Genomic DNA, 23,227 nt, shown 5'->3' with positions numbered 1-23,227 from the left:
GGCCTTTATTGCGCCAGGTAACCGCCGTCGGCCGGATAGTAAGCTCCTGTCACGAAGGAGGCCTTGGGGCTGCTGAGCCAAAGGACCAGCTCTGCCACTTCGTCGGATTCGCCCATCCGACCTATCGGGTGCCGACCAACGAGCCACTCCATGGTCGCTTCGTCCAGATCTTTCAATAAGGGTGTTTTGATAAATGCCGGGCCGACGGCATTGGCCCTGATGCCTTTCGTACCATATTCGAGCGCGATGTTTTTGGTAAGGCCGATCACGCCGTGCTTCGCCGCCACATAGGCGGGACTGTTAGCGAAACCTACATTACCCAAAATGGAGGCCATATTCACGATCACTCCTCCGCCCGAGTTGAGCATAGCGGGAATCTGATAGCGAACGCCGTAGAAGACTCCCGAAAGGTTCACCGCGATTACTTTGTCCCAGGCATCGATCGCATACATGCCCGTTGGCGCCATGGCCCCGCCAATGCCTGCATTGTTGCATGCAATATGCAAAGCGCCGTATTTTTCGATAGTGGCCCAAACCAGCGCTTCATTCTCACTCGCCGAAGACACATCGCATTTGAAAAAGAAACTGTCGCCGCCCGCGTCGGTAATGAGCCTTACGGTTTCCAGTCCCGACTCCTCGTCCATGTCGGAAACAACTACTTTTGCGCCCTCCCGTGCATAAGCGAGCGCAACGCTCCGCCCGATACCTGAACCCGCACCGGTAACAATGGCTACTTTATCCTGTAAGATTTTCATAGGCTTTCAGATTAATGGTTCCAGCCAGCTCTATTTCCCTGGTGATCTGGCTGCACAAAGGTGTTCGTTACCGGAGTGGCAAATTATGACTACAATCAGCTTTAAAACAGCACGTTGTCAAGGAAAGCACAGGTAACGGTCCGTTACTTTGCAAAAAACTGAAATCAGACATTAACCCAGGAAAACATGAAACCAATACTCCCCCTATTGCTAGCAGCCGGTGCGGGACTTGCCGCCGGACTGCTGATCGCACCGGAAAAGGGCAGCAGGCTCCGGCGTAAATTCAGGTTTGCCATTAAAGATGCAATTGAGGATCTCGGAGAACCACTTTGGGATACAGCGAGGAACATAGGAAGGAAAGGAAAAACCGGTTGCAGCCATATTATCAAATAACAGCGGAGCAGGCCATCGAGGCATTAGCCAGCACCTCCCAGGGATTGACCGCTGCCGAAGTGGCCCGGCGCCGGGCAGAATTCGGGCTGAATATGTTGGTGGCGGCTAAACAGCGGTCCAAATGGACGATACTGCTGGGTCAGTTCAAAGATGTGATGATCCTGATCCTCATCGTGGCCGCCGTTATATCCTTTTTCGTCGGAGAGCATATCGATGCTTATGTGATCATCGGCATCATCGTAGCGAATGCAGTGATCGGATTCTTCCAGGAATACAATGCCGAGGAATCCATGAAAAAGCTGCAACAAATTTCCGCGCAGCACGCGATCACCATCAGGGAAGGAGTTCATCAGGAAGTGGATGCTACGCACCTTGTTCCCGGCGATATGGTGGTACTGGAAGCCGGCAATATCATCCCCGCCGACGGGCGGCTCATCCGGATCAGCGCTTTCAAAACGCAGGAGGCCATCCTGACCGGTGAGAGCCACGCAATCGAGAAAGTGATTGCCTCTGTTCAGGGAAACGACCTGCTTCCGGCTGACCAGCTCAACATGGTCTTCAAAGGTACCGTGGTCGCTAACGGCTCGGGACAAATGCTGGTCACCAGCACCGGCATGCAAACCGAGATCGGCCGCATCGCCGGACTTTTGGAACAGGATGCCACGATTACCCCTTTGCAGCAGCGACTGAAGAAATTCAGCAAGGTCCTGGTAGTAGCCATTATCGCGATCAGCGTGCTGGTTTTCGGATATGGCTTGCTAAGGGGCGAGCAGCCGCTCGCGATCTTCATGACTGCCCTGTCGTTGGCCGTAGCAGCACTGCCGGAAGCCCTGCCTGCGGTGATCACCGTCGGGTTGGCCAATGGGGCAGCCCGAATGGTGGGCCATAATGCTTTGATCAGGAAGTTGCCGGCTGTCGAAACCCTGGGTTCGGTTACCTATATATGTACCGACAAAACAGGGACGCTGACCAGGAACGAGATGAGCGTTGAGAAGGCCTGGGCTGCACAGGAGTCAGAAGACCTGCTTTCCTACGCCTGCATGCTCAATAATGAGGTGCATTCTGACCAGCATGGCCGGTTGATGGGCGATCCGACCGAAACTGCACTGGTACGACACGCAGAAAGCCAGGGTATCCGCCGGGAAGATGCCGAAAGCAAATATCCCTTATTGCAAACACTTCCTTTTGATTCGGAGCGCATGAGAATGACCACTTTGCACGCCTATCAGGACCGGTACCTTTTGCTTGTGAAAGGCGCACCTTCCCGAATCACCGAAGTACTGCAAGAACAGCGCCAGGATTTGCTGGACCAAAACCGCGAATGGGCCCGCCAGGGATTAAGAGTGTTGTTTTTTGCCTACAAGATAATTGACCAGCGCCCCGACCCGCTAACGTTGGAGGACGAGCATTCACTGCTTTTTCTGGGAATGGCCGGGATGATCGACCCGCCACGCGAAAACGTGATTGAGGCAATACGGGATTGTCGGACGGCCGGCATCAGGGTTGTCATGATCACCGGCGACCAGCCATTGACGGCCACTTCTATCGCGGAGCGCCTGGAAATTGCCGGCACGCGGCTTATCAAAACCCTGACGGGAAAGGAGCTGATGGACCTGGACGACGCCCAATTACAGGCTATTGTGCGGGAGGTTTCGGTATACGCGCGGGTTTCCCCGGAACAAAAACTCAAAATCATCCATGCATTGCAAAGCCAGGGACAGTTCGTGGCCATGACGGGCGACGGCGTCAACGACGCACCATCACTCAAACAGGCCGATATCGGGGTCGCAATGGGTATTACCGGCACGGACGTTGCCAAGGAAGCCTCCGAAATGGTGCTGCTGGATGATAATTTCTCTACAATCGTCAAGGCGGTAAAGGAAGGGCGCAGGATTTACGACAATATCCGCAAATTCATCGCCTATGTGCTTTCCTGCAACCTGGGCGAAATCCTTGTAATCGCTTTGGCCCCGGTTTTCGGTCTGGCAATCCCGCTGTTACCCATTCATATATTGTGGATCAACCTGGTCACAGACGGGCTGCCGGGAGTAGCATTGGCGGCCCAGAAAGCCGAAAAAGGCATTATGAACCGCCAGCCGGTACCTCCCGGCCAGAGTCTGTTTGCCCAGGGATTAGCCATGCGAATCGCGGTGACAGCCATACTGATGGCCTCGGCGGCTTTTCTGTTACAGTTCCTGGCAGTCAGACATAATATGACAGTCCCAACCCAACGGACAATGGTATTTACGATGTTGTGTATCGTGCAGTTGGGGAATGCCCTCAGTGTTTCCTCACTGAGGCAATCGGTTATCACGGCTGGCATATTCCGAAACGTCCCGTTGCTCCTGACCATCGTTCTGACGACCGGCTTGCAGGTGTTGTTATTGTATGTTCCGGCACTTACAATGCTTTTCAAGACGGTACCGTTGTCGACGGATAGTTTATCGCTGACTGCCCTGGTATCGGTAGGCTGTATTGCGGCAATCGAACTCTCCAAGTTTATCCCAGGTCAAAAAGGATAGCCACGATTCACCGGTGCTCCTAAGGGTTTCCGCTATGCCCGGTTGCGGTTGTACATCTTGACTAATTCGTACCAGATCGTGAACAAAATTCCGGTACCGATGCTGATCAGCAGCTGATTCAAATTCACCGGCGCGAGGCTGAAAAAACGGGTAACATCCGGTATGAGAAAAATCAGTACCGAAAGCACGACCGTGATACCGATAATCAATAGAACGAGGTTGTTTTTGTACCGGATAGTAGTCCAGATCGAATGGCGGAATGAACGGTTAACGAGCGTCAGACAAACATTTGCGGCCAGCAGGGCGATAAAAACCATGGAGCGGGCTAGGTTTTCGTCGTACGACTGCGTCAATGCATATTGATACAGCACCAGCATACCCGCCGTAATCACAAGCCCTTGCAGAATGCTGACTGAAAGTTCTTTCAAACTAAAAAAAGTTGAAGTAAACGGCCTGGGCTTTTGCAGCAGCAGATCCTGTTCCAGCGGCTCGTTTTCATAAATGATCGAGCAGGTCGGCCCCATGATCATTTCAAAAAAGATAATGTGGACCGGCGTGAAGATATTGGGATAAGTCCAGCTCAACGCCAGAGGGATAAAAACGGTCAGGATGATCGGGATATGGATCGAAATGATGTAGCGGATCGCGTTTTTAAGCGAAACATATATTTTGCGTCCCATCGCCACCGCATCCACCATCCGGGCAAAATCATCATCAACGAGGATCAGCGAGGAAGCCTGCTTGGCGATTTCAGTCCCCTTTTTCCCCATCGCAATCCCGATATGCGCGGCCTTTAATGCCGGCCCGTCGTTAACGCCGTCGCCCGTCATAGCCACAATCTGCCCCTTCGCTTTCAGGGCATTGACCACTCTCAGCTTTGCCTCGGGAAACATCCTGGCAAAAATACCCGTCCGAAGCACCCTGTCCTGCAAGGCCTTTTCGTCCAGCGCCACGAGTTCTTCGCCCAGCAAAACCTGCTCAGCGCCGTTGAAACCAATCTGCCTTACAATGTTCTGCGTCGTGGCGGCATTATCGCCGGTGATGATTTTGACCTGGATGCCCGCCCTGTCAAATGCCTGAAAAACAGATTTAATGTTCTCTTTCGGAGGATCATAAAAGGCTACCAATCCTAAAAAATGGAATGGCAGCTGCTGCTGTTTTTCTGGAAATGTTTTCTCAGAATAGCTGCTCTGCCCTACCCCAAGCACCCGGTAACCTTTCGCCGCAAGCGTATTGATAGCCTCCCATACCGAATGCTTTTCATCTTCCGACATCCCCGAAACAGCCATGAGCGCTTCCGGCGCTCCCTTGGCAGCGATAATGCGTTCCGAATTCCTGTTTTCAAACACGTGGGTCATCATCGGGGGCTTCCCCTCTAACGGATACTCATATACCAGCTTAAACCCGGAGCGCAGGTCGACTGCCGCAAATGTCCGGTATGCCTCATGCAAAGCTATTTCCATCGGATCAAAAGGCACAGGCTCACTTGCCCACATCGCCGCAGCCAGCAGGTCCTTGCCCTGTTCACTCAGAGAGGCGTCGGGCGCCTGAATCAGATTTTGGGCATGGATGTATAAACTGGCCAGTTGCATTTTGTTCTCGGTGATCGTCCCGGTTTTATCCGTGCAAATCACCGTCGCACTGCCAAGCGTTTCTATTGTCTGGGTCCGCTTGACGATGATCCCCATTTTCATCAACCGCCAGGCTCCCAGCGCCATAAAAGTGGTAAATGCTACCGGAATCTCCTCCGGCAAGATGCTCATCGCCAGGGTCAGCGCTTTTAAGAGGCTGTCCAACAGCACTTGTGTGCGGATGTAGTTGATCGCCCACACGAGCAGAAACACCGCACCGCCAGTAATGGCCATTTTCTTGACGAAGTTGGTGATTTGCACCTGCAAAGGCGTCGGCTCCTGCTCTATCGATTCCAGACTGGCCCCTATCGCCGCCAGCCTGGTTTGCCCGCCAATGGCTGCCACCTGCACCACAGCCCTGCCACTCGCCACCAGCGTTCCCTGGAAAACCTCGTCTCCGCGTTCATTTTTCGCGACGGCCAGTGATTCTCCGGTAAGAATGGATTCGTTGACGGAGAAATCGTGTGCTTCCCGAATGGTGCCGTCCGCCGGGATCTTGTTCCCTTCCTCGATGATCAGCCAATCGCCGACCACAATATGGTTTCTCAGGATCTCGATTTCAAGCCCGTCCCGGATCACCCTGCATTTGGGCTCGGTAAGCGATTTAAGCTCGCGCAATGCATTCCGGCTTTTGCCGTCCTGATAAATCGAGATGATGGAAATGACCAGGATCGCCCCGAGCATGAAAAAGCCTTCGCCGCGCGAACCCGTGACAAAATAAATCGCTGACGCGGCAATCAGCAAAATCAGCATCGGCTCCTTTACGAGCCCAGAAACGGCGGCCCAGAAACCGCTTTCACTTTTGTCCTCCACCTTATTCTCACCATACTTGCTGCGTGATTCCAGCACCTGACTGGCCGAAAGGCCCCGGGAAGTGTTGATCGTGGGGGAAGACATATTATGCCGATGATTAGGGTCAATGACGAATCCGAGGAGAGCGACTGCAGAATGTTCAGGCGCAATCGCTGCTGTTAAAACCGGATCAATTGTTGTTTCTACTACGACTCGGACAATATGATGTTCGCTATTTCATCCTTCCGCTTAAAAATGACGCCCTCGTGCTGCTGCATATACCTGATCAGGTCATACGTTACTTTTACCATCTGCGGGGTGCCGCCAATCCGGTCATGAAAGCTGATCGACATCTGGCGGCGGCGTGTCGCTCCTTCCTTGTAAAGCTGATCAAATTCCGCTCTGACCTGCTGCGCAAACTGATCAGCCGAGAAACTTTTCCCCTCGATCAAGAGAATGTCGTTGCAACGCAAGGTATAAGGTACGACGGCGAAGTTTTGCCCCTCCACACGTGTAAGGAAGGGCTCGTCGCGGCTCAGATCATCGATATGGTATTTAAAACCAAGTTCTTTCAGGATTTTCAATGTGTTATCACCACGCCGGAGCCAGTTGGCATTGTAACCCACTGGATTAAATCCCGTTACATTTCTGATCGCATCTGCACCTTCTCGAATAAAAGCCTTTTCTTCCGGGTAGGCAAGGTTGTACTGCGAACGCCAGCTCATGCCATGTGCCGCCGCCTCATGTCCGCGCGTAACGATCTCCTTTGCCAGAGCCGGGTTTTTAAGTACGGCAGCCCCAACCATATGGGACGTCACCTTTATGCCAAGTTCATCCCAGTTGTCCAGCATTCGCGGAATGCCTTCCCGATAGCCATACTCGTACCAGGTAGCAGCCGGCAAGTCACGGAAGCCTGGTAGCATGTTTTGAGGAAACGGGCTTTCGGCATTATCCGGCTGACCGCCGGATTCAAATTGCATCGAAACCGATACTACCAGCCGGGAGCCATCAGGCCATCGGGGAGATGATAAATGCGGGGATTCTCTAAAACCTTTCCCGGCCAGAGCGGGCGTACCAAACACACCTAACGCCCCCAATGCGCCAGTTTGCCTCATGAAAGTTCGTCGCGTACTCATAAGGTTCATGGTCTGTTGAGAATTTTATCCAGCGACCAGGAGTTGCTGGCTATGAATTGGAGTAGTACCGCGAAAAAAACCAGGTGAATGAGTTGCGACGGGATCGCCTCCCAGTTCTCGACCATCGCCGTCCCGAAAAGTAATAACAGAACCAGGACGGCGCCAGAAATTAGCGCCGGTTCCGTAAAAAGGCCGATCAGGAGTAAAAAACCAATGACAAGCTCAGCAAATGGTAACACCATACTGAACGGCCTCACCAACTCCGCCGGCAGCATCGACTTTGCAAAACTGCCGACCATCCACTGGCTGAACGCATTCAACTTGGGCAACCGGACAAGGCCGTGCCCGAACATACTGATGCCGATACCAACGCGCAACAACAAAAAAACAAGTGCATTCATGTTTATAGGGTTAATGTTTCCAATGCTGCAAATGTCCCGGTATTTGCAGGGAAAAATCTGTATATTTATTGGATAAATCAGTAATTAGAAAGGATGCGAATTAAGAATCTTCATAAACCTTACGAGATAGAGCTGCTCGTGACCGATGAATACACGGGTAAGCAGCACAAAAACTCCTTTTTCGAAATGGTTTATATTTTGGAGGGGAGCGGTTTGCAGATCATCAATGACCACCAGTTGCCATATGGGCCAGACAAGCTCTTCCTGATGTTTCCCCAGGACAGCCACGGCTTCGAGGTTCGCGAAACGACGCACTTTGCATTTATCCGTTTCAACGAGGGCTATCTGAAAGCCCAAGCCAAAGAGTGGCTCCAAAGGCTGGAATACATTTTTCATAACCATAACCACCTCCCCGGATGCATCCTCAAAACGGTTACAGACAAACCATTGATCAGGTCGCTGACGGAAGCGCTTCTCCGTGAGCAACAGGCCGCAGGGCCGCACAGCCAACAGGTAATGCAACAAATGCTTAACACGATCATCACGATCGCGGCCCGGAACATTGCGCTGTTCCAGCAGGCAAATGATTATCAATCGGCGCAGCCACTATCCCTGCTGGGCTACATTCACGAACATATTTATGCTCCCGAGGCGCTCCGCGTCGAAAAGCTGGCCGCGTATTTCAATATATCGCAAACCTATGTAAGCCAGTTTTTCAAGCGCGAAACCGGTGAAAGCCTTCAAGAATACATCAGTAGCTATCGCCTTACCTTGATAGAATCCCGTTTACGGCATACCAACCAGCGTCTCGGCGAAATAGCCGCTCAATTTGGGTTTACCGACAGCAGCCATCTCAACAAGGCTTTCCGAAAAGCCAGGGGTTTATCTCCCTCCGAATTCCGCAAAGCGGGGAACGCTACCCCTTAATCGCTCCGGGATCCCCCCCCATCATTTCGCTCCCAAACGCCTCTTTTACCCAAAAGAAAAACCGCCGGAACCGGGCTGCGTGAAAATAAACCAGGCCAAATCTTGCATTTGGTATTTTGCCGGTTTATTTTTGACAAAAAATAAGTTAGTGCGTTAAGTTACTATGACAAAAAACTACCTCCGCTGGCTCGTTGTTTTCCTGGTGTTCATCGCCACCGGGCTTAGCTTCCTGGATCGCCAGGTGCTTTCCATTGCCGTGATCAAGATCCAGAAAGAGTTCGGATTTACGGATGTGGAATATGGCTGGGTAAATACCAGCTTTCTGCTGAGCTACGCGCTGATGTTCACGGTGGGCGGTCGGCTGATCGATCAAATCGGGGCAAAAAAGGGGCTGGGGATAGCGGTAGGTTTGTGGTCGGTGGCGAATGCATTGCATGGCGTGATGACCAGTCTGCCCCAATTGCTCACTTTCCGTTTCTTCCTCGGAATGGGTGAAGGTGCCTGCTTCCCGGGCGCGGCAAAAACAGTTTACGAATGGTTTGACGAAAAAGAAAGGGCACTGGCCAACGGCATTGCGATCGGCGGATCGGCCATTGGCGCGGTGATCGCGCCGCCGCTTACAATATGGATATCAAACGCTTATGGATGGCGAGCCGGGTTTGTGGTGCCGGGGTTAATCGGCATTGCGTGGGTGTTCGTGTGGCTGGCTGTCCCCTGGCGCTCACAGGCGGCCATCGCCGCTCCTGCGGTGCAAGCCGCGGCCGTACCACTTAGGGCCATTCTTCGCCAGCGTGCCACGTGGGTATTCATTCTCATGCGTTTCATGCTCGATCCGGTGATGTATTTCATGATGTTCTGGATCCCCAAGTACCTGGCCGAAGTACGCCATGTGCCTTTCGAACAAATTGGCAACCTGTTTTGGATTCCGTTCCTGGCACTGGGTGTTTCCAATATTCTGGGCGGCTATTTTTCTGACAGTCTGATCCGCAGAAATATCAGTACCGACCGCGCCCGCAAAATTGTGATGGGCTGCGCGGCGGCGCTGACACTCGCCGTCCCGCTCACCGAGTTCACCACGTCGCTAGCCGTTGCGGTAGGGCTGATGGCGCTTTATATGTTTGCCCACGGCTGCTGGATCACCAATTACATCACCGCTATTTCCGACGTTTTCGGCTCCCGGGCTACTTCCACCGTCGTGGGGCTCTCGGGTACCGCTGGGGCATTGTCCAGCCTGATCCTCAATCCGATGATTGGGAAAATCATTGCCGGATACACCTATAAACCGCTCTGGATCGCCTCCGGATTGCTCTACCCCATTGCATTTGCAGCCTTCATTTCGTTGATCCCGAGGCTCTTACCATTGCTGAACAAAGCCGAAGAAACAGTGGTGGCCGTACCCGCCAACGACTGATTTTTTGTTTAAACAGAAAAAGGGAAAACTGTTGCCTAAAAAACTTAGTGCGTTAAGATTTAAACTATAAAGAACCTACCAGAATCAACATTTAACCAACTCATGGGAAATACATTACAAAGTGAAAATCACCAGGTCAACGAAGCGATCATTCAGAAGCGCCAGCCCACGAGGCCCAGGATCGGCGTATTTGGCGTGGGTTATTTCAAGTATTGGAGCCAGTTCGACGGCCTGCTGGATGATATGCTGCGCAAACAGGCCGTTTTTATTGAAAAAATCCGCAGCGGCTCCCATGTCGAGCTCGTCGATTTCGGGCTGGTGGATACCGTCCAGAAAGCCTACGAGCTGGTACCGAAGCTCCACGCGGCCAATCTCGACCTTGTGTTTTGCGACATGCTTACTTATGCCACTTCCAACACATTCGGCACCATTATCCGCAACCTGAATGTGCCCATCGTGCTCGTAGCATTGCAGCCCGACCAGGCCATGGACTACACGCGCGCATCTACCTACATGCAGCTCTACAACGACGATATTTGCTCCCTGCCCGAGTTTGCGGGCGTGGCCGCGCGGATGGGCAAGAAAGTACCGGACATGATCATCGGCACGTTGCACGACGACCCGCAGGCCGACGCCGAGATCGAGGAATACTGCCGCATTGCCGCTGTTTTGCACGATGTGCGCACTTCGCGGATCGGTCACATCGGGCACCCGATCGAAGCGATGCTGGATATGCATTCCGATTCGACGATGTTTACGGCGCATTTCGGCGCGCATATCGTTCAGTGTGAGGCGCATGAGATCGTGACGCAATACCAGCAGGCGGATCGCGCTGATATTGAGAATATGAAAGAGCGCATTCTCGACTTTTTCGACACGCCCGAACCGGTCTCGGATCCAATTTCTGAAAAACTCCGCGACAGCGACCTCGAAACTGCCGCCCGGGTGACGGTTGCCCTCGAAAAATTCGTGGAAGCCAAACAGCTCGACGGCCTGGCCTACTACTACGAGGGCCCCGACAACAGCGAAACCCGCACCGTGATGTCGAACCTGATCGTCGGCAATTCGCTCCTGACCGGTGCCGGTTTTCCCATGTGCGGCGAGTCGGACCTGAAAACGTGCTTTGCGATGCTGATCATGGAACGTTTAGGCATTGGCGGTAGCTTTGCGGAGTTCCATCCGGTCGATTTCAAGGAAGGCTTTGTGCTCGTAGGGCACGACGGCCCGCATAATGTCGCCATCGCGGAAGGCAAACCCGTTTTGCGCAGCCTTACCAAGTACCACGGCAAGCCCGGTTTTGGGGCGGGTGTGGAGTTCAAGATCAAGGAAGGCCCCATTACCATGCTGAGTATCAACTCCACTTACGACGGCAAGTTCAAATTTGTCATTGCCGAAGGGCAGTCGGTCGAAGGGCCTATCCCGCCCACCGGCAACACCAATACCCGGGGCTTTTTCAAACCCGACGTCCGTACATTCCTTCAACGCTGGATGAAGGAAGGCCCTACGCACCATTTTGCATTGGGTGTAGGCCACCACGCGAGCGCTATTGCCAAAATAGCCGGATACCTCAACCTGGAAGCCGTCATTATCAAAGAAGATTGACGCACATTTTCGCCGACTGGTTTACTATGCAGCCACTCCCGGCTGAATTAGAGCCTTTTTGTCTTTTTCAAACCCTTTTTCGAGTTCAATCCTAAAAAATTGAAGACTATGATTCGTATTCTATTCTCCGGACGCTGGCTGTGGATCGGCTGTCTGCTATGCTGCCTGGCGCTCGGTAGCACCCCGTCACTAGCGCAATCCGACGGACGAAACACCGTTACCGGCAAAATCACCGGCGATACCGACAAAGCCCCGCTGATCGGCGCTACCATTACCGAGAAAGGCACCAACAATGGAACGGTGGCGGATGTGGACGGTAATTTTAAACTGTCGGTAGCCTCCGGCGCCAGCATTGTCGTGAGCTTTATCGGCTATGTGTCACAGGAAATACAGGTCGGCAGTCGCACGGTGATCGACGTTGCATTAGTGGCCGATCAGCACCAGTTGCAGGATGTGGTGGTGGTAGGCTATGGCACGCAGCGCAAAAAGGACCTTACCGGTTCCATTGCCAAGATTTCCAGCGAGCAGCTCATCCAGCCCTCGGCAGGCAGTTTCGACCAGATGCTCCAAGGCAAGGCGCCGGGCGTGCAGATTACCCAGACTACCGGCGCCCCCGGCGGGAATGTGAACATCCTGATCCGCGGCGTAAGCTCCATTACGGGCGGTAACCAGCCATTGTACGTGATCGATGGCTTTGCGATCGGCTCCGGCGGTGGTGGCTCGGATATGCGCAACTACGGCGGAAACAACTTCTCTTCCGCAGGCATGGCGGCCAATACCGGCAACCGTGTGAACCCGCTGGCTTCCATCAACCCCTCCGATATTGAATCCATTGAAATACTGAAAGATGCCTCCGCCACGGCCATTTACGGTTCGCGCGGGGCAAATGGGGTGGTGATTGTGACTACCAAAAGAGGCGCCTACGGCAAATCGCAGATCAGCGTGGATGCTTCTTATGGTTTCCAGGAAGTGGCACACAAGCTGAAAATGATGAACGCCAAACAATATGCCGATTACGTGGTGGACGGCCGCGACAATGCGTGGGTGTACGCCGGCGGAAAAGCGACGGACCCGAATGAAGTACGGTCTGTCAACACCCGGGTAAGGCCCGATTTCCGAAACCCCGAATCACTCACCACCGATACCGACTGGCAGGATGTGCTGTTCAGGACAGCGCCCGTCAGGAATTTACAGCTATCGTCGACGGGTGGCACCGAAAAGGCCCGGTACTTCATTTCCGGCGGCTATTTTTCGCAGGAAGGGGTCATTATCAATTCCGATTACACCCGTTTCAACCTGCGGGTGAATGTGGATGCGCAGATTACCAAACGCATTAAAATCGGGACATCGACATTCGGTTCCTACGGTTATGGTCGGTTTGTGAACACGGAGTCGCATTACGGTGCGGGCGGGCTGCTGGCCAATGTACTGGCCGCGTCCCCTACCATTCCGGTTTACGATGCAAATGGCGGCTACTATTTCAACCAGAATGACGTGAATGACGGCCTCGGGTTCCTCGCCAACGTGCTGGCAGTGGCCGACGGCTCCGGCGACCGCCGCAAGGTGATGGATTTGGTGACCAACAACTTCCTGGAAGTCAACATTACGGATGCGCTCACGTTCAAAAGTTCGATCGGAGTCAATTTCGGCACGAATAACATTCGCTTGTGGCGGTCTTCGGCCGTCCCGAATTTCGGGACGCTGAACTACCCCGCCACCGCCGGAACGTCCCGGGCCGAAAACCTGAACTGGCTGAACGAGAATACATTGACCTATGCCAAAGTTTTTAATAACAAACATTTTGTAAACGGGCTGATCGGTTTCACGGCCCAGAAAAACAGTCGTGACCTGGTCTCTACGGGCGCTTCCGACTTCCCGACGGAGTATGTGCCGTTCATCACGGCCGGTATCGTCAATGCAGGTACGCAGAGCATTAATGAATGGTCGCTGCTCTCGATGATGGCGCGGGTAACCTATTCTTATGCAGGCAAATATATGTTTACCGCCACGGTACGGCGCGACGGCAGTTCACGATTTGGCGCCAACAACCGCTGGGGTTCATTCCCTTCTTTTTCAGTAGGCTACAATATTGCGGAAGAAGATTTCATGAAAAACCAGAACGTAGTGAGCAACCTGAAACTGCGGGCGAGCTACGGTATTTCGGGCAATAACCAGATCGGCGACTACACGAGCATCGGCTTGCTGTCGACCACCCGCTATGTCAAAAACCGGGCGCTCAACCCCGGCCTCATTCCCAGCACATTATCAAACGATAACCTGACCTGGGAAAAGTCGAAACAGACCAATATCGGGCTGGATGTGAGCCTGTTCAAAGACCGCATTACCCTCACCGCCGACGCCTACCGCGACCGCAAGACCGACTTGCTGCTCGCCGTGCAGCTTCCCGCGGCTTCCGGTTTCAACAGCTCCACCCAGAACATCGGCGACATCGAAAACAAAGGCTTCGAGCTCGGCCTGCAAACCGTCAATGTCCGTCACAAACGTTTTGAATGGAGTACCAATGTGACATTCAGCCATAACGAGAACAAGGTTCTGAAACTGGCTACCGAAGGCGGAAGAATTGCCAACTCCGCCTATCAGATCACCCAGGTAGGGTCCCCCATTTCGAGTTTCTACCTGATCAACAAGCTGGGCGTGTTCATGAACAGCGCCGAACTGGACGGGGCCGCATTGCAGCACCCGAAAACCCAGGCCGGCGACCTCAAATTTGAAGATGTGAACAAAGACGGCGTCATCAACCAGAGCGACCGCAAGATCCTCGGCTCACCCTGGCCGGATTATACCTGGGGGATGGACAACAATTTTTCCCTCGGTAACCTGAGCCTGAACGTCGGGCTCGTGGGCTCGCACGGCGCGTACACGTACCTGGACGCGGGCGCTTCCCTGCTGGGGGACAATGGCGTACAAAACAACCTGGTACTGACCGACAAAAGATGGCGGTCCGAGGCAAATCCCGGCGACGGCATCATGCCCCGCTCCATCAGAAGCAACCATGCACTCGGCTTCGGGACCTCCTCGCATTACCTGTTCGACAATTCGTTCACCCGGATCAAAAACATCAAACTGTCGTACAACCTGCCGAAAGACCTGACCCGCCGCATGGGTGTGAGCAATCTGAATGTGTATGCCAATGTCGCGAACGTGTACACTTTCACCAATTACGTGGGCTACGATCCTGAATCGAGCATTACCGGCGACAACGTGGTGAATGCGGGCATCGATTACCTCAACTACCCGCTGCCGCGCACCTATACACTTGGGATCAAACTCACTCTTTAAAAGCATTACCCATGAAAAAGTACATTCTATACAGCCTCATCGCCGTGGCCGCCAGCTCATGCTCCGATTTTCTGAATTTGCAGCCCGAATATCAGATCAGCGAAAATTCATTTTACAAAAGCCCCAAAGACTTTGAAACCGCTCTGGTCGGCAACTACGCGGGCTTGCAAGGCCTGCATAACACCGCACTGATCGACCTGGGCGACCTTACGACAGATAATACCGACATTAAGTCCACCTCCCCGCTCGTGGCCGAAGCCGAATGCGACGAGGTGAACCTGACTGCTTCCAATGATTTTCTCAATACTGTGTGGAGCATCAGTTTCGCGACCATCGCAAGGTCCAACAACATCCTCTCGCGGCTCGATGCGGTGACTATGACCGACGCTCAAAAGAACCAGTACAAGGGAGAAGCGCTGTTTCTGCGGGCTTATGCCTATTTCTATCTCGTTCGCCTGTTCGGCAATGTGCCTATCGTGGATGTTTCGTTCAGAAGCCCGGACGAGATTATGAAATTCGATATGACGCGGAGGCCGGTCGCGGAGGTCTACAATGTGATTACCCAGGATCTTATCCAATCGGCGACGTTGCTGAACGGCGTAGCTGGTTTGAGCAAATCGCAGGCATCCACGGGTGCGGCCAAGACGCTTTTGGGCAAAGTATACCTCACTACCAGGCAGTTCGATCTGGCCAAAACAGTTTTGAAAGAAGTAATCGATCTGAAAACTTATTCATTAAACCCCGACTATAAGAAACTGTTCACGAATGGCAACGACGAATTGCAGGAGTCCATTTTTGAAGTGAAATACCTGTCGGGTAATGTGGGCGAAGGCAATTCATTCTCCACGATTTTCATGCCTTCCCGGTTTGACGTGGGCATGTTCCCGGGAAATATGCAGGGCGCGGGCAGGGTTTTACCGACGCGCCAAATGGCTAACGCTTATGAAAAAGGCGATTTAAGGCGAACCGCTTCCATCGGCGACTCAGTGAAGCTGATATCCGGCAAATATGAAAAGGACCTGTTCGGCCTCAAATTCGTGGATTTCACGACCGGCATCGTCGGGGATGGCGGCATCAATTTTACCTCGTTGCGCTATGCCGATGTGCTGCTCATGTATGCAGAAGCGCTCAACGAAACCAGTAGTACCGCCGACGCACATACTTACCTGAATACCGTGAGAAGCCGCGCGGGATTACCGGCAAAAGCAGGTCTGGACAAGGCCGCCTTCGCATCGGCGCTTGAAAATGAAAGGAAGTTCGAGTTTTTCCTCGAAGGCCATCGCTGGTTCGATCTGGTGCGGACCGGACGTTACCAGGTGGTGATGAATCAATATTTCAAAGACAATGGACTGAATTTCAGCGTCGCCGACCATGAGGTGCTGATGCCGATACCCCTGCGGGAAATCGACATCAATCCGAATCTGGGGCAAAATCCGGGGTATTAAACATTGAAACCGATGATTGTAAAAAAGAATATACGGGCATGGATAGCACTGTTGCTGGCGCCACTGACGGCCGTGGCGCAGCCGCAGCCCTCGACGCTCAAAGGGGTGCCATTCAACAACATCACCCTGGAAGTATCCCTGAAACCTTTCCGGAAGAATGACAAGGCTTATATCCGCGAAACTGCCCGCGAAATGTTCACGCAATGGCATTCGATGCTGCGCCATGCCGACACCGTGTCGGTGATGCTCTGGACAGGCGACGGTTCCGAAATCCTGGAATACAAAGGCGACGCGGCCCAGCGGCTCGAATGGGCACGCTACATCGGCAACCCGAATACCGCGCATGCGGTTGGTTCCGGTCCGAAAGAGCTTTCGATCCACGAACGGGCCTATTTGTACCTCGAAAACCCGCCGGAATTCACCTACGGCGACCTGCAATTCATCGTATCCGCATTGAAAGAAGAAGGCCGCAAAGTGACGGGCAAGCCTATCCGCATTGGCGAGACCTTCGACCCCGGACCGGAGTTTGCCAAATCCGATTTTAAATACAAGCGCCACCGCGAGATCCTCGGCGGCAGCGCCATGGGCCACAACACGATGGTAAGCTGCTATTCGGTACTCAAAGCGGATTCCGAGCCCTATGCCGGTTTCCCGAACGGCATTCCCGAGGGAACACCTTTCGGGACATTTCTGGGCCGGCAGGTAAAGCGGCTGACCAGCGATATGGGTTTCGATTTCATCTGGCTGAGCAACGGGTTTGGTTTCGGGGTGGAAGGCTGGTCCTCGACGGGAGCCATTTTCGATGGCAAAGGGTTTGACCAGGAAAAACTGGCTGCTACCCATTCCAAAATTGCCGATTTCTGGAAATACTTCCGGGCCGAATGTCCCGATATCCAGGTGCAGACGCGCGGCACCAACCTTTCGGCCGGTGCGGATCTGGCCCGGGATGGTGTGGATTTGAAATCAATTTACAAGGATAAAAATATTCTGCCCCCGCCCAACTCGCCGTGGGCAGCATTGGACGGCGATTTCGGACTGGAAATGGTGGGCTATATGTCGAGAATGGCTGAGCTGCCCGACGAGCGGTACCTCTTCCGCTACTACACCCACGACCCGTGGTGGATCAACAGCCCCTGGCTCGACCGCTACGGCCGCGAGCCGCACGACATTTACCTGCCGCTGGCCGTGTCGCGGATCAATGCGAAAGGCGAGGTGAAACTCCCGAGCCACTTCAACTTCCTGAGCATCGACGATTCTTTCGGGAACATGCCTACCCAGGTACCCGACGAGGTGACGCCGCACATCCTGAAAGCCCGCTACGACGCGCCTACCGCGCCCGGGCCGCTCGTGTGGGTGTACCCGTTCGACGAGTATTACGACTGGGCCTTCCGCTACAAAGACCGGCTGCCGGAAATCTATTACGGCGACTGGCTCATCCGCCAGGCATTGAACAACGGCTTACCCGTCAATACGGTCATTTCCACGGGTTCATTTCAAAAAGTAATAGGGCAGAACCCGGCTCGTTTCAAGGAATCGGTGTTGCTGAGTGTCGTGCCGGAAGCAGGCTCTCCGCTTGAAAAGGCGCTGATCACATTCGTCGAAAATGGGGGAAAGCTGATGGTCTACGGTCCTGCCGGACATGCAGGCAAGGCTTTTCTGGAACTGCTCAATCTGCAAAATGTGGCCCCGCTGGAAGGCGAGTTCAAGATCAGCAGCGTGTACGCGGGCGACGAAATGCAGCGCCCTTATCCCGGCAAAATCATCCACAGCGCATTGTTTTCCGGTGGTGGTGTGGCTACGCGGGTGCAGAACCCGAAGGATTCTTTTACCAAAATCCTCTCGCAAATGAGCCAGGGCAGCCAAAAACGCGATGTGGCGTGGGTAAGGGAGCGAAAAGAATGGAATGGCGGAAAGGTGGTGTACATCCGCGGCACCAATTCCAGCAAGTTCACAGGCGGCAAGCTCCTCACGCCCGACGACCCGTTGCAGCTGTTCACCGGCCCGCTTCTGCTTCGCTACGCCTTGCAGGAGTTCGGGATCGACCTCGGCATTGAGAAGGAAGATCCGGCCGTTAAAAACCCGGTACTGACCGTTTCGCGGAGCAACAATGCATTCATTTTCTCAGGCTACAATCCCAACACGACCATCCGCAACAAATTCCGTTTCCCGCAAGGTGCGCCGTTGCTGAACGGCCTGGATACCAAGCTCGAAAAAGGGCGGTCGGTGTACAGCATGCCCACAGCCTGGAACCGTGAGTCGCGGGTGTTTGTGGAGCAAAACGAGGGCATCGTGTCATTAAAAGAACTACATTCGGGGGAAATGGGCATTACCAAGCGCTACCGCATCGGCGGCCTCCGAAATGCTACCGTCCGCATTTACCCGCACGAAGACATTAGTCCCGAGCAGTTTCATGCTTATCTGAATGCGAACTACCCGTGGCGCGAAGGCCGCATTTCCTTCAAGCCCGGCGATCCGAAATTTGGAAAGCATTATGTAGTGGAAGGCGTTACGGGAGATTTGGTGGTGTCGTGGTAGGGGGACAACAATTGACAATACCTGACCATACTTGACCTGATAGACTATGCTTAAAATCCTTTCCGCCGCTTCCCTGGCCCTTTTGGCGACATACAGTGCATTTGCGCAGGTGGCTGACACCACCTATTTATCCGGCCTGAAAAAGGAACTGCGGACGGAGTGGCCGAAGAGCCGCCGGATCAATATTGTGTTTCACGGGCATTCCGTTCCGGCGGGGTACTGGGATAACCACGAGGTGCATACGCTGGAATCGTACCCGAACCTGTTTCTGAAAACATTGAAGGGACATTATCCCTATGCCGTGGTGAATGTGATCGTTACGGCGATCGGCGGAGAGAACTCGGTGAGCGGTGCAAAACGTTTCGAGGCGGAAGTATTGCCCCACCAGCCCGACGTGATCTTTATCGACTATGCATTGAACGACCGTTTCCAGCCCCTGGATAAAACCCGCGAGGCATTGGAAAAGATGATCCGGGCGGCGCAAGCCAGGAATATCAAGGTGATCCTGGTAACGCCCTCGCCTGATCAACGGATAGATATTGCCGATCCCTCGAATCCGCTGGATCCCTATGCAGCGCAGATCCGCGAACTCGCTGCGCAGTATCACACCGGCCTGGCCGATCCTTATATTGATTTTCAGAAAGTGGTAAAGGAAGGTAAACTAAAAGAAGTAATGTCGTCGATTAACCATCCCAATGAGAAGGGGCATACGATGATCGTCGAAAGGCTAATGCCCTACTTTTTGTGACACCGGCTAGTCGTGGTAATCGGGGTTGGCGCTGATGGCGAATTTGTATTTATCGCCGCGGTAAAACGACCTTTCGATTTCCACGACCTCGCCGTCCGTGCATATCACCGCGCTATCGAGAATGAACATCGGCGTGGCGGCCGACAGGTCAAAGTTATCCAGCTCCGAACCAGGCTGTACGATCTCCGTACTGAGCGTCTGCTTCACCTCGTCGATCCGCAGGTGGTAGGCATTTTCGTACACTTTGAAATAGGAAATCTCGGTAGGCATCCGGTTGATTTTCGGGCAGAGCGCGAGTGAAATGTACTTGATTTCGTCCTTGATAATCTCGTCGTCGGCGTACCGCAACTGGTGGATTTTCAGCACGGGGCCGTCCATAATGAAATGCTTCCCTCCTATTTCCGAGGAAATCCCGTCGTCGAGCACCGTTTTTTCCAGCACCACATTATGCGGCTCAAAACCTTCGGCGATGAGGCTTTCGTGGAAGCCGCGCCGCGTCGCGTTGATGGACCCCAGCGTACGAATTAAATGATGCCCCACCGTCCGGTTAAGGACAAACGTTCCCTTTCCCTTGATACGCCTCGCCCAGCCCTGGTTTTCGATTTCCAGCAGGCTTTTCCGGGCCGTCGTGTTGCTCACCTTGTAGTTTTTGATGAGATCATTCTCCGAAGGAACTTTGTCGCCCGGCTGTAATTCGCCGGATTTGATCCTTTCGATAATTTCACTGCTGATGCTTAGAAACTTGGGTTTCATTGGCGTGCGTAACGATTAATACAAGTTCCAAATTAACTGAACTTTATCAATATATCCGCAACCGGCCACAACGAAGGCAACTCCGGGTAAAATAGCGAGAGAGCTGCGGGATCATCGTGCTGCACGAAGGGCGCTCAGTCAATCAACCCTCTTTTAATAGCTTCCTTTAAAAGGCCTGCCGTATTTTTCACCCCCATTTTCTGGTTGATATTCAGCCGGTGGGTTTCGACGGTTCTCAGGCTAATGTATAATTTATCGGCAATCTCCTGACTCGAATGCCCTTCCGCGATCAGCGTCACCAGCTCCTTTTCCCTTTTGGTGAGCGGTATTTCATAAATCGAACGGCGCTGCCCGGTGAGGGTTTCCTGCAAGAGGATATTCTTGATCTTGTCATCCAAAAAATCTTCTCCGCCCGCTACGCGTTCAATCGCCCGGACGATCGTCTGCTTATCGGAGTTTTTCAGCAGGTAACCTCGGGCTCCCTTGCGCATGACATTTTTCACATAGCTGGAATCATCAAAACTGCTGAATGCAATAATATTCACTTTCGGTTGCTGCTGTAACACCTGCCTGCATAGCTCGATCCCGCTGATTTCCGGCATTTGAATGTCCATGAGCAACACATCGGGTGAGGCTGTCTGTAAATGCCCGAGCAGTTCCTTCCCGCTTTGCGTCGTGTAGGTAATTTCCAGCAGATCGGACGTCGAAAGCATGGCTACCAGGCCGTCTATCACCACTTCATGGTCGTCGATAATGGCCACTTCAATCTTTTTCATACGGCTATTTCCCTTTTTATATTCAATACCTCAAATTCCAGGTAAGCCGCAAAACCGTTCTCCTCCGACTCTCTGATATCGATCTTTCCGTTCATGGCCTTTACGCGGCTTTGGAGGCTGTGCAGCCCCATTCCGTCCTGCGCATGATTTCCCGCGCCTAACCCCACCCCATTGTCCTCAATGGAAATCGAGAGGAGGTCGTCCTGCTGGGTCAGTTGCACCATTCCGTGGGTGGCCTTTGAATGCTTCATCACATTGTTCAGTAATTCCTGGACGATGCGATATACAGACAATTCGAAGCTATCCGCAAAACGGTCGATGTCTCCCCAGGAATCGTATTGGATCTCCAACCCTCTGCTGTTGCTGACGCGCTCGCAATAACGGCCCAGCGCAATGTCCAGTCCATACTGCAACAGTACTTCCGGCATCAGGTTATGCGAGGTTTTGCGGATTTCCTCGGTGGCTTCATTCAGCAGGTTCATCCCCTGCCGGTAGCCCTCTTCCTGCAAAAGCCCGTCGGCCGATTCGGTGCTGCTCAGGTGCATTTTCACCGCCGCCAGCATGCCTGCCACCCCATCGTGCAGATCCTTAGCGATACGGCTGCGCTCCTTTTCTTCTCCCTGCATGAGGGCCTGCAACAACTGCAACTCCCTTTGCTGTCGGATCGACTGCAATTCCCGGGCATGCGAGAGCTTTTTGTACCTCGACTGTAAATAAAGCAGAATCGCAACCAGTGACACCAATATAAAGGCGCCCAGAGCGTAGTAAATATAGCTGCGGCTTTTTTGAAGCTGCAAGTCCTGGCGGGCCAGCTGCAATTTGTTTTGGGACAGCACCTTCTCCTTTTCCGCCGTTTGGTATTTCACTTCCAGCTCTGCGGCATTCTTCTTGATTTTTTCATTGCTGGTGCTGTCGCGATAGACGATGAATTTTTTATAGTAATCCAAAGCCTGCCCGCTATTGTTGAGGTGTTCGTGGGCCTCCGACAAGCCTTTGTAGATGTCGTCGAGCTGGATCACCACGCCTTTTTCTTTCCCCAATTGCAATGCCTTGTTGTAGTACCCGATGCTCTCCCGGAAATTCCCGGCCAGGCGGTAGCCATCGGCCAGCCCCATTGTGGCGATCAGCTGGTATTGCACGTCGTCGCAGGCAATCGCATATTGCAGTACTTGCCTGGCATGCTCAATGCTCAACCCGGCCTTGCCCCATTTGCGGTACAGCTCGGCCATGCTGTTATGGGCAACGCATAAGGTATAGTCGTTCTTTCGCAAAGTGGCCAGGCGGACCGCCTCGTTGGCGTTCGTCAATGCCTCGGGAAATTTCCCGAGCGACGACAGGCAGTTCGTCATTCCGTACAGCGTCTCCACCATGGTAGAGGTATCCCTGGCCTGAGTCGCCGTTTTTGAGCCTTTTTGAAAATACACCAATCCTTTATCGTACTCGTCGAGGTTGAAAAACAACACACCCATAGCACTATACGCGTTCGCGAGGATATTCTGGTATTTCGTGTTTTGCAAAAGTTGGATCGCCTTCGATATCCGACTGATTTTCACATCGATTTTGCCCAGCCTCTCTGCTATCGCACCAATATTTAAGTGGCTGTACGCCTCCATATCTACACGGTCCGTTTGATGTAAATACACGGCAGCCGAATCGAAATTCCGTATTGCTTCCGCATCATTTGCCGCTTTGGCATGCATATACCCACGATTGAACCATACCATCCCCGACCAGTACGGATAGTTCAGCTTTTTGCTGAGGCGCATCAGTTCGTCGTACAAACGGGCTGCTTTTTGTTTATCCGAATCGACAAAGCTGTAAGCATAGTTGGCGAGCCGGATTACCTTGGCTGAATCGTCTTTGGCTGAAAGAATTTTCGCCTCCTCCGTATCCTGGGCCGGCAGCGTATGGGCAATCAATAAAAAAGCACACAACAGAGCAGAGATCTTATTCATCGTTAAGGGCCGGTTATCAAGGGCCAAAGTTAGTTTTCCTAACCTGATTTTCAACGCATCGGGCTATTGCCGCAGGTTCGACAGGCTGCAAACATGGCGTTCCCGCGTTTTTGCCCCTGCACCGGAACAGGTGTTTTCCAAAATC

The 23,227-nt window shown here is 53.1% G+C and carries 16 protein-coding genes; 9 read left to right on the top strand and 7 right to left on the bottom strand.

Annotation, left to right across the window (positions count from 1 at the left end):
* Positions 1 to 5: 5 nt before the first annotated feature.
* Complete coding sequence (locus CLV60_RS00895; RefSeq protein ID WP_211302170.1) at positions 6 to 755, bottom strand: SDR family NAD(P)-dependent oxidoreductase; 750 nt, start codon at positions 753 to 755, stop codon at positions 6 to 8.
* Between the two features lie 186 nt (positions 756 to 941).
* Here CLV60_RS00895 and CLV60_RS00890 point away from each other — a divergent pair, with 186 nt between their 5' ends.
* Complete coding sequence (locus tag CLV60_RS00890; protein ID WP_106593503.1) at positions 942 to 1,148, top strand: YtxH domain-containing protein; 207 nt, start codon at positions 942 to 944, stop codon at positions 1,146 to 1,148.
* Entirely contained in the window at positions 1,127 to 3,670 is a 2,544-nt protein-coding gene (locus tag CLV60_RS00885; RefSeq protein WP_106593502.1) for a cation-translocating P-type ATPase, read from the top strand. Before CLV60_RS00890 ends, CLV60_RS00885 begins: the two co-directional genes overlap by 22 nt.
* A gap of 32 nt (positions 3,671 to 3,702) precedes the next feature.
* On the opposite strand, the gene CLV60_RS00880 is transcribed toward CLV60_RS00885, so the two are convergent.
* The 3 genes from CLV60_RS00880 to CLV60_RS00870 all read right to left on the bottom strand — a co-directional run bounded on the left by CLV60_RS00880 (position 3,703) and on the right by CLV60_RS00870 (position 7,630).
* Complete coding sequence (locus tag CLV60_RS00880) at positions 3,703 to 6,198, bottom strand: cation-translocating P-type ATPase (protein WP_106593501.1); 2,496 nt, start codon at positions 6,196 to 6,198, stop codon at positions 3,703 to 3,705.
* A 101-nt stretch (positions 6,199 to 6,299) separates the two neighbouring features.
* On the bottom strand, positions 6,300 to 7,229 hold the full coding sequence (locus CLV60_RS00875; protein WP_106593913.1) for a polysaccharide deacetylase family protein: 930 nt from the start codon (positions 7,227 to 7,229) through the stop codon (positions 6,300 to 6,302).
* A gap of 5 nt (positions 7,230 to 7,234) precedes the next feature.
* Positions 7,235 to 7,630 carry a DoxX family protein gene (locus tag CLV60_RS00870; protein ID WP_106593500.1) on the bottom strand — a complete coding sequence of 132 codons (396 nt, stop codon included), beginning with the start codon at positions 7,628 to 7,630 and terminating at the stop codon, positions 7,235 to 7,237.
* Positions 7,631 to 7,723: 93 nt separating this feature from the next.
* Between CLV60_RS00870 and CLV60_RS00865 the strand changes: the two genes are divergently transcribed.
* The 7 genes from CLV60_RS00865 to CLV60_RS00835 all read left to right on the top strand — a co-directional run bounded on the left by CLV60_RS00865 (position 7,724) and on the right by CLV60_RS00835 (position 19,598).
* The gene (locus CLV60_RS00865) at positions 7,724 to 8,557 is read left to right on the top strand and encodes an AraC family transcriptional regulator (protein ID WP_106593499.1); all 834 of its coding nucleotides are present in this window, start codon (positions 7,724 to 7,726) and stop codon (positions 8,555 to 8,557) included.
* A gap of 163 nt (positions 8,558 to 8,720) precedes the next feature.
* The gene (locus tag CLV60_RS00860) at positions 8,721 to 9,968 is read left to right on the top strand and encodes an MFS transporter (protein WP_106593498.1); all 1,248 of its coding nucleotides are present in this window, start codon (positions 8,721 to 8,723) and stop codon (positions 9,966 to 9,968) included.
* Between the two features lie 102 nt (positions 9,969 to 10,070).
* Positions 10,071 to 11,570: an L-fucose/L-arabinose isomerase family protein gene (locus tag CLV60_RS00855; RefSeq protein ID WP_106593497.1), complete on the top strand. Its 1,500-nt coding sequence runs from the start codon at positions 10,071 to 10,073 to the stop codon at positions 11,568 to 11,570.
* A gap of 108 nt (positions 11,571 to 11,678) precedes the next feature.
* Positions 11,679 to 14,870 (top strand): SusC/RagA family TonB-linked outer membrane protein, encoded by a 3,192-nt coding sequence (locus tag CLV60_RS00850; protein WP_106593496.1) that lies wholly within the window; start codon positions 11,679 to 11,681, stop codon positions 14,868 to 14,870.
* 11 nt (positions 14,871 to 14,881) lie between these two features.
* Complete coding sequence (locus tag CLV60_RS00845; RefSeq protein ID WP_106593495.1) at positions 14,882 to 16,315, top strand: RagB/SusD family nutrient uptake outer membrane protein; 1,434 nt, start codon at positions 14,882 to 14,884, stop codon at positions 16,313 to 16,315.
* 12 nt (positions 16,316 to 16,327) lie between these two features.
* Positions 16,328 to 18,850: a hypothetical protein gene (locus CLV60_RS00840; protein ID WP_106593494.1), complete on the top strand. Its 2,523-nt coding sequence runs from the start codon at positions 16,328 to 16,330 to the stop codon at positions 18,848 to 18,850.
* A 46-nt stretch (positions 18,851 to 18,896) separates the two neighbouring features.
* Positions 18,897 to 19,598 carry an SGNH/GDSL hydrolase family protein gene (locus CLV60_RS00835; protein ID WP_106593493.1) on the top strand — a complete coding sequence of 234 codons (702 nt, stop codon included), beginning with the start codon at positions 18,897 to 18,899 and terminating at the stop codon, positions 19,596 to 19,598.
* A 6-nt stretch (positions 19,599 to 19,604) separates the two neighbouring features.
* On the opposite strand, the gene CLV60_RS00830 is transcribed toward CLV60_RS00835, so the two are convergent.
* The 3 genes from CLV60_RS00830 to CLV60_RS00820 all read right to left on the bottom strand — a co-directional run bounded on the left by CLV60_RS00830 (position 19,605) and on the right by CLV60_RS00820 (position 23,082).
* Complete coding sequence (locus tag CLV60_RS00830; RefSeq protein WP_106593492.1) at positions 19,605 to 20,351, bottom strand: GntR family transcriptional regulator; 747 nt, start codon at positions 20,349 to 20,351, stop codon at positions 19,605 to 19,607.
* Between the two features lie 134 nt (positions 20,352 to 20,485).
* Positions 20,486 to 21,127, bottom strand: coding sequence for a response regulator (locus CLV60_RS00825; protein ID WP_106593491.1), 642 nt, complete (start codon positions 21,125 to 21,127; stop codon positions 20,486 to 20,488).
* Entirely contained in the window at positions 21,124 to 23,082 is a 1,959-nt protein-coding gene (locus CLV60_RS00820) for a tetratricopeptide repeat-containing sensor histidine kinase (RefSeq protein ID WP_106593490.1), read from the bottom strand. Before CLV60_RS00820 ends, CLV60_RS00825 begins: the two co-directional genes overlap by 4 nt.
* Positions 23,083 to 23,227: the final 145 nt, after the last annotated feature.

Origin of the sequence: Dyadobacter jiangsuensis (assembly GCF_003014695.1) — a bacterium.
Taxonomy (GTDB): Bacteria; Bacteroidota; Bacteroidia; order Cytophagales; family Spirosomataceae; genus Dyadobacter; species Dyadobacter jiangsuensis.
Note: the sequence above shows the minus strand (reverse complement) of the source record. Positions and strands in the feature narration are given on the sequence as shown.

Coding starts and splice junctions, on each gene's coding strand:
- CLV60_RS00830 (WP_106593492.1), bottom strand. CDS start 20,351: ATGAAACCCAAGTTTCTAAGCATCAGCAGTGAAATTATCGAAAGGATC.
- CLV60_RS00870 (WP_106593500.1), bottom strand. CDS start 7,630: ATGAATGCACTTGTTTTTTTGTTGTTGCGCGTTGGTATCGGCATCAGT.
- CLV60_RS00825 (WP_106593491.1), bottom strand. CDS start 21,127: ATGAAAAAGATTGAAGTGGCCATTATCGACGACCATGAAGTGGTGATA.
- CLV60_RS00840 (WP_106593494.1), top strand. CDS start 16,328: ATGATTGTAAAAAAGAATATACGGGCATGGATAGCACTGTTGCTGGCG.
- CLV60_RS00820 (WP_106593490.1), bottom strand. CDS start 23,082: ATGAATAAGATCTCTGCTCTGTTGTGTGCTTTTTTATTGATTGCCCAT.
- CLV60_RS00895 (WP_211302170.1), bottom strand. CDS start 755: ATGAAAATCTTACAGGATAAAGTAGCCATTGTTACCGGTGCGGGTTCA.
- CLV60_RS00860 (WP_106593498.1), top strand. CDS start 8,721: ATGACAAAAAACTACCTCCGCTGGCTCGTTGTTTTCCTGGTGTTCATC.
- CLV60_RS00855 (WP_106593497.1), top strand. CDS start 10,071: ATGGGAAATACATTACAAAGTGAAAATCACCAGGTCAACGAAGCGATC.
- CLV60_RS00845 (WP_106593495.1), top strand. CDS start 14,882: ATGAAAAAGTACATTCTATACAGCCTCATCGCCGTGGCCGCCAGCTCA.
- CLV60_RS00890 (WP_106593503.1), top strand. CDS start 942: ATGAAACCAATACTCCCCCTATTGCTAGCAGCCGGTGCGGGACTTGCC.
- CLV60_RS00835 (WP_106593493.1), top strand. CDS start 18,897: ATGCTTAAAATCCTTTCCGCCGCTTCCCTGGCCCTTTTGGCGACATAC.
- CLV60_RS00850 (WP_106593496.1), top strand. CDS start 11,679: ATGATTCGTATTCTATTCTCCGGACGCTGGCTGTGGATCGGCTGTCTG.
- CLV60_RS00865 (WP_106593499.1), top strand. CDS start 7,724: ATGCGAATTAAGAATCTTCATAAACCTTACGAGATAGAGCTGCTCGTG.
- CLV60_RS00875 (WP_106593913.1), bottom strand. CDS start 7,229: ATGAGTACGCGACGAACTTTCATGAGGCAAACTGGCGCATTGGGGGCG.
- CLV60_RS00880 (WP_106593501.1), bottom strand. CDS start 6,198: ATGTCTTCCCCCACGATCAACACTTCCCGGGGCCTTTCGGCCAGTCAG.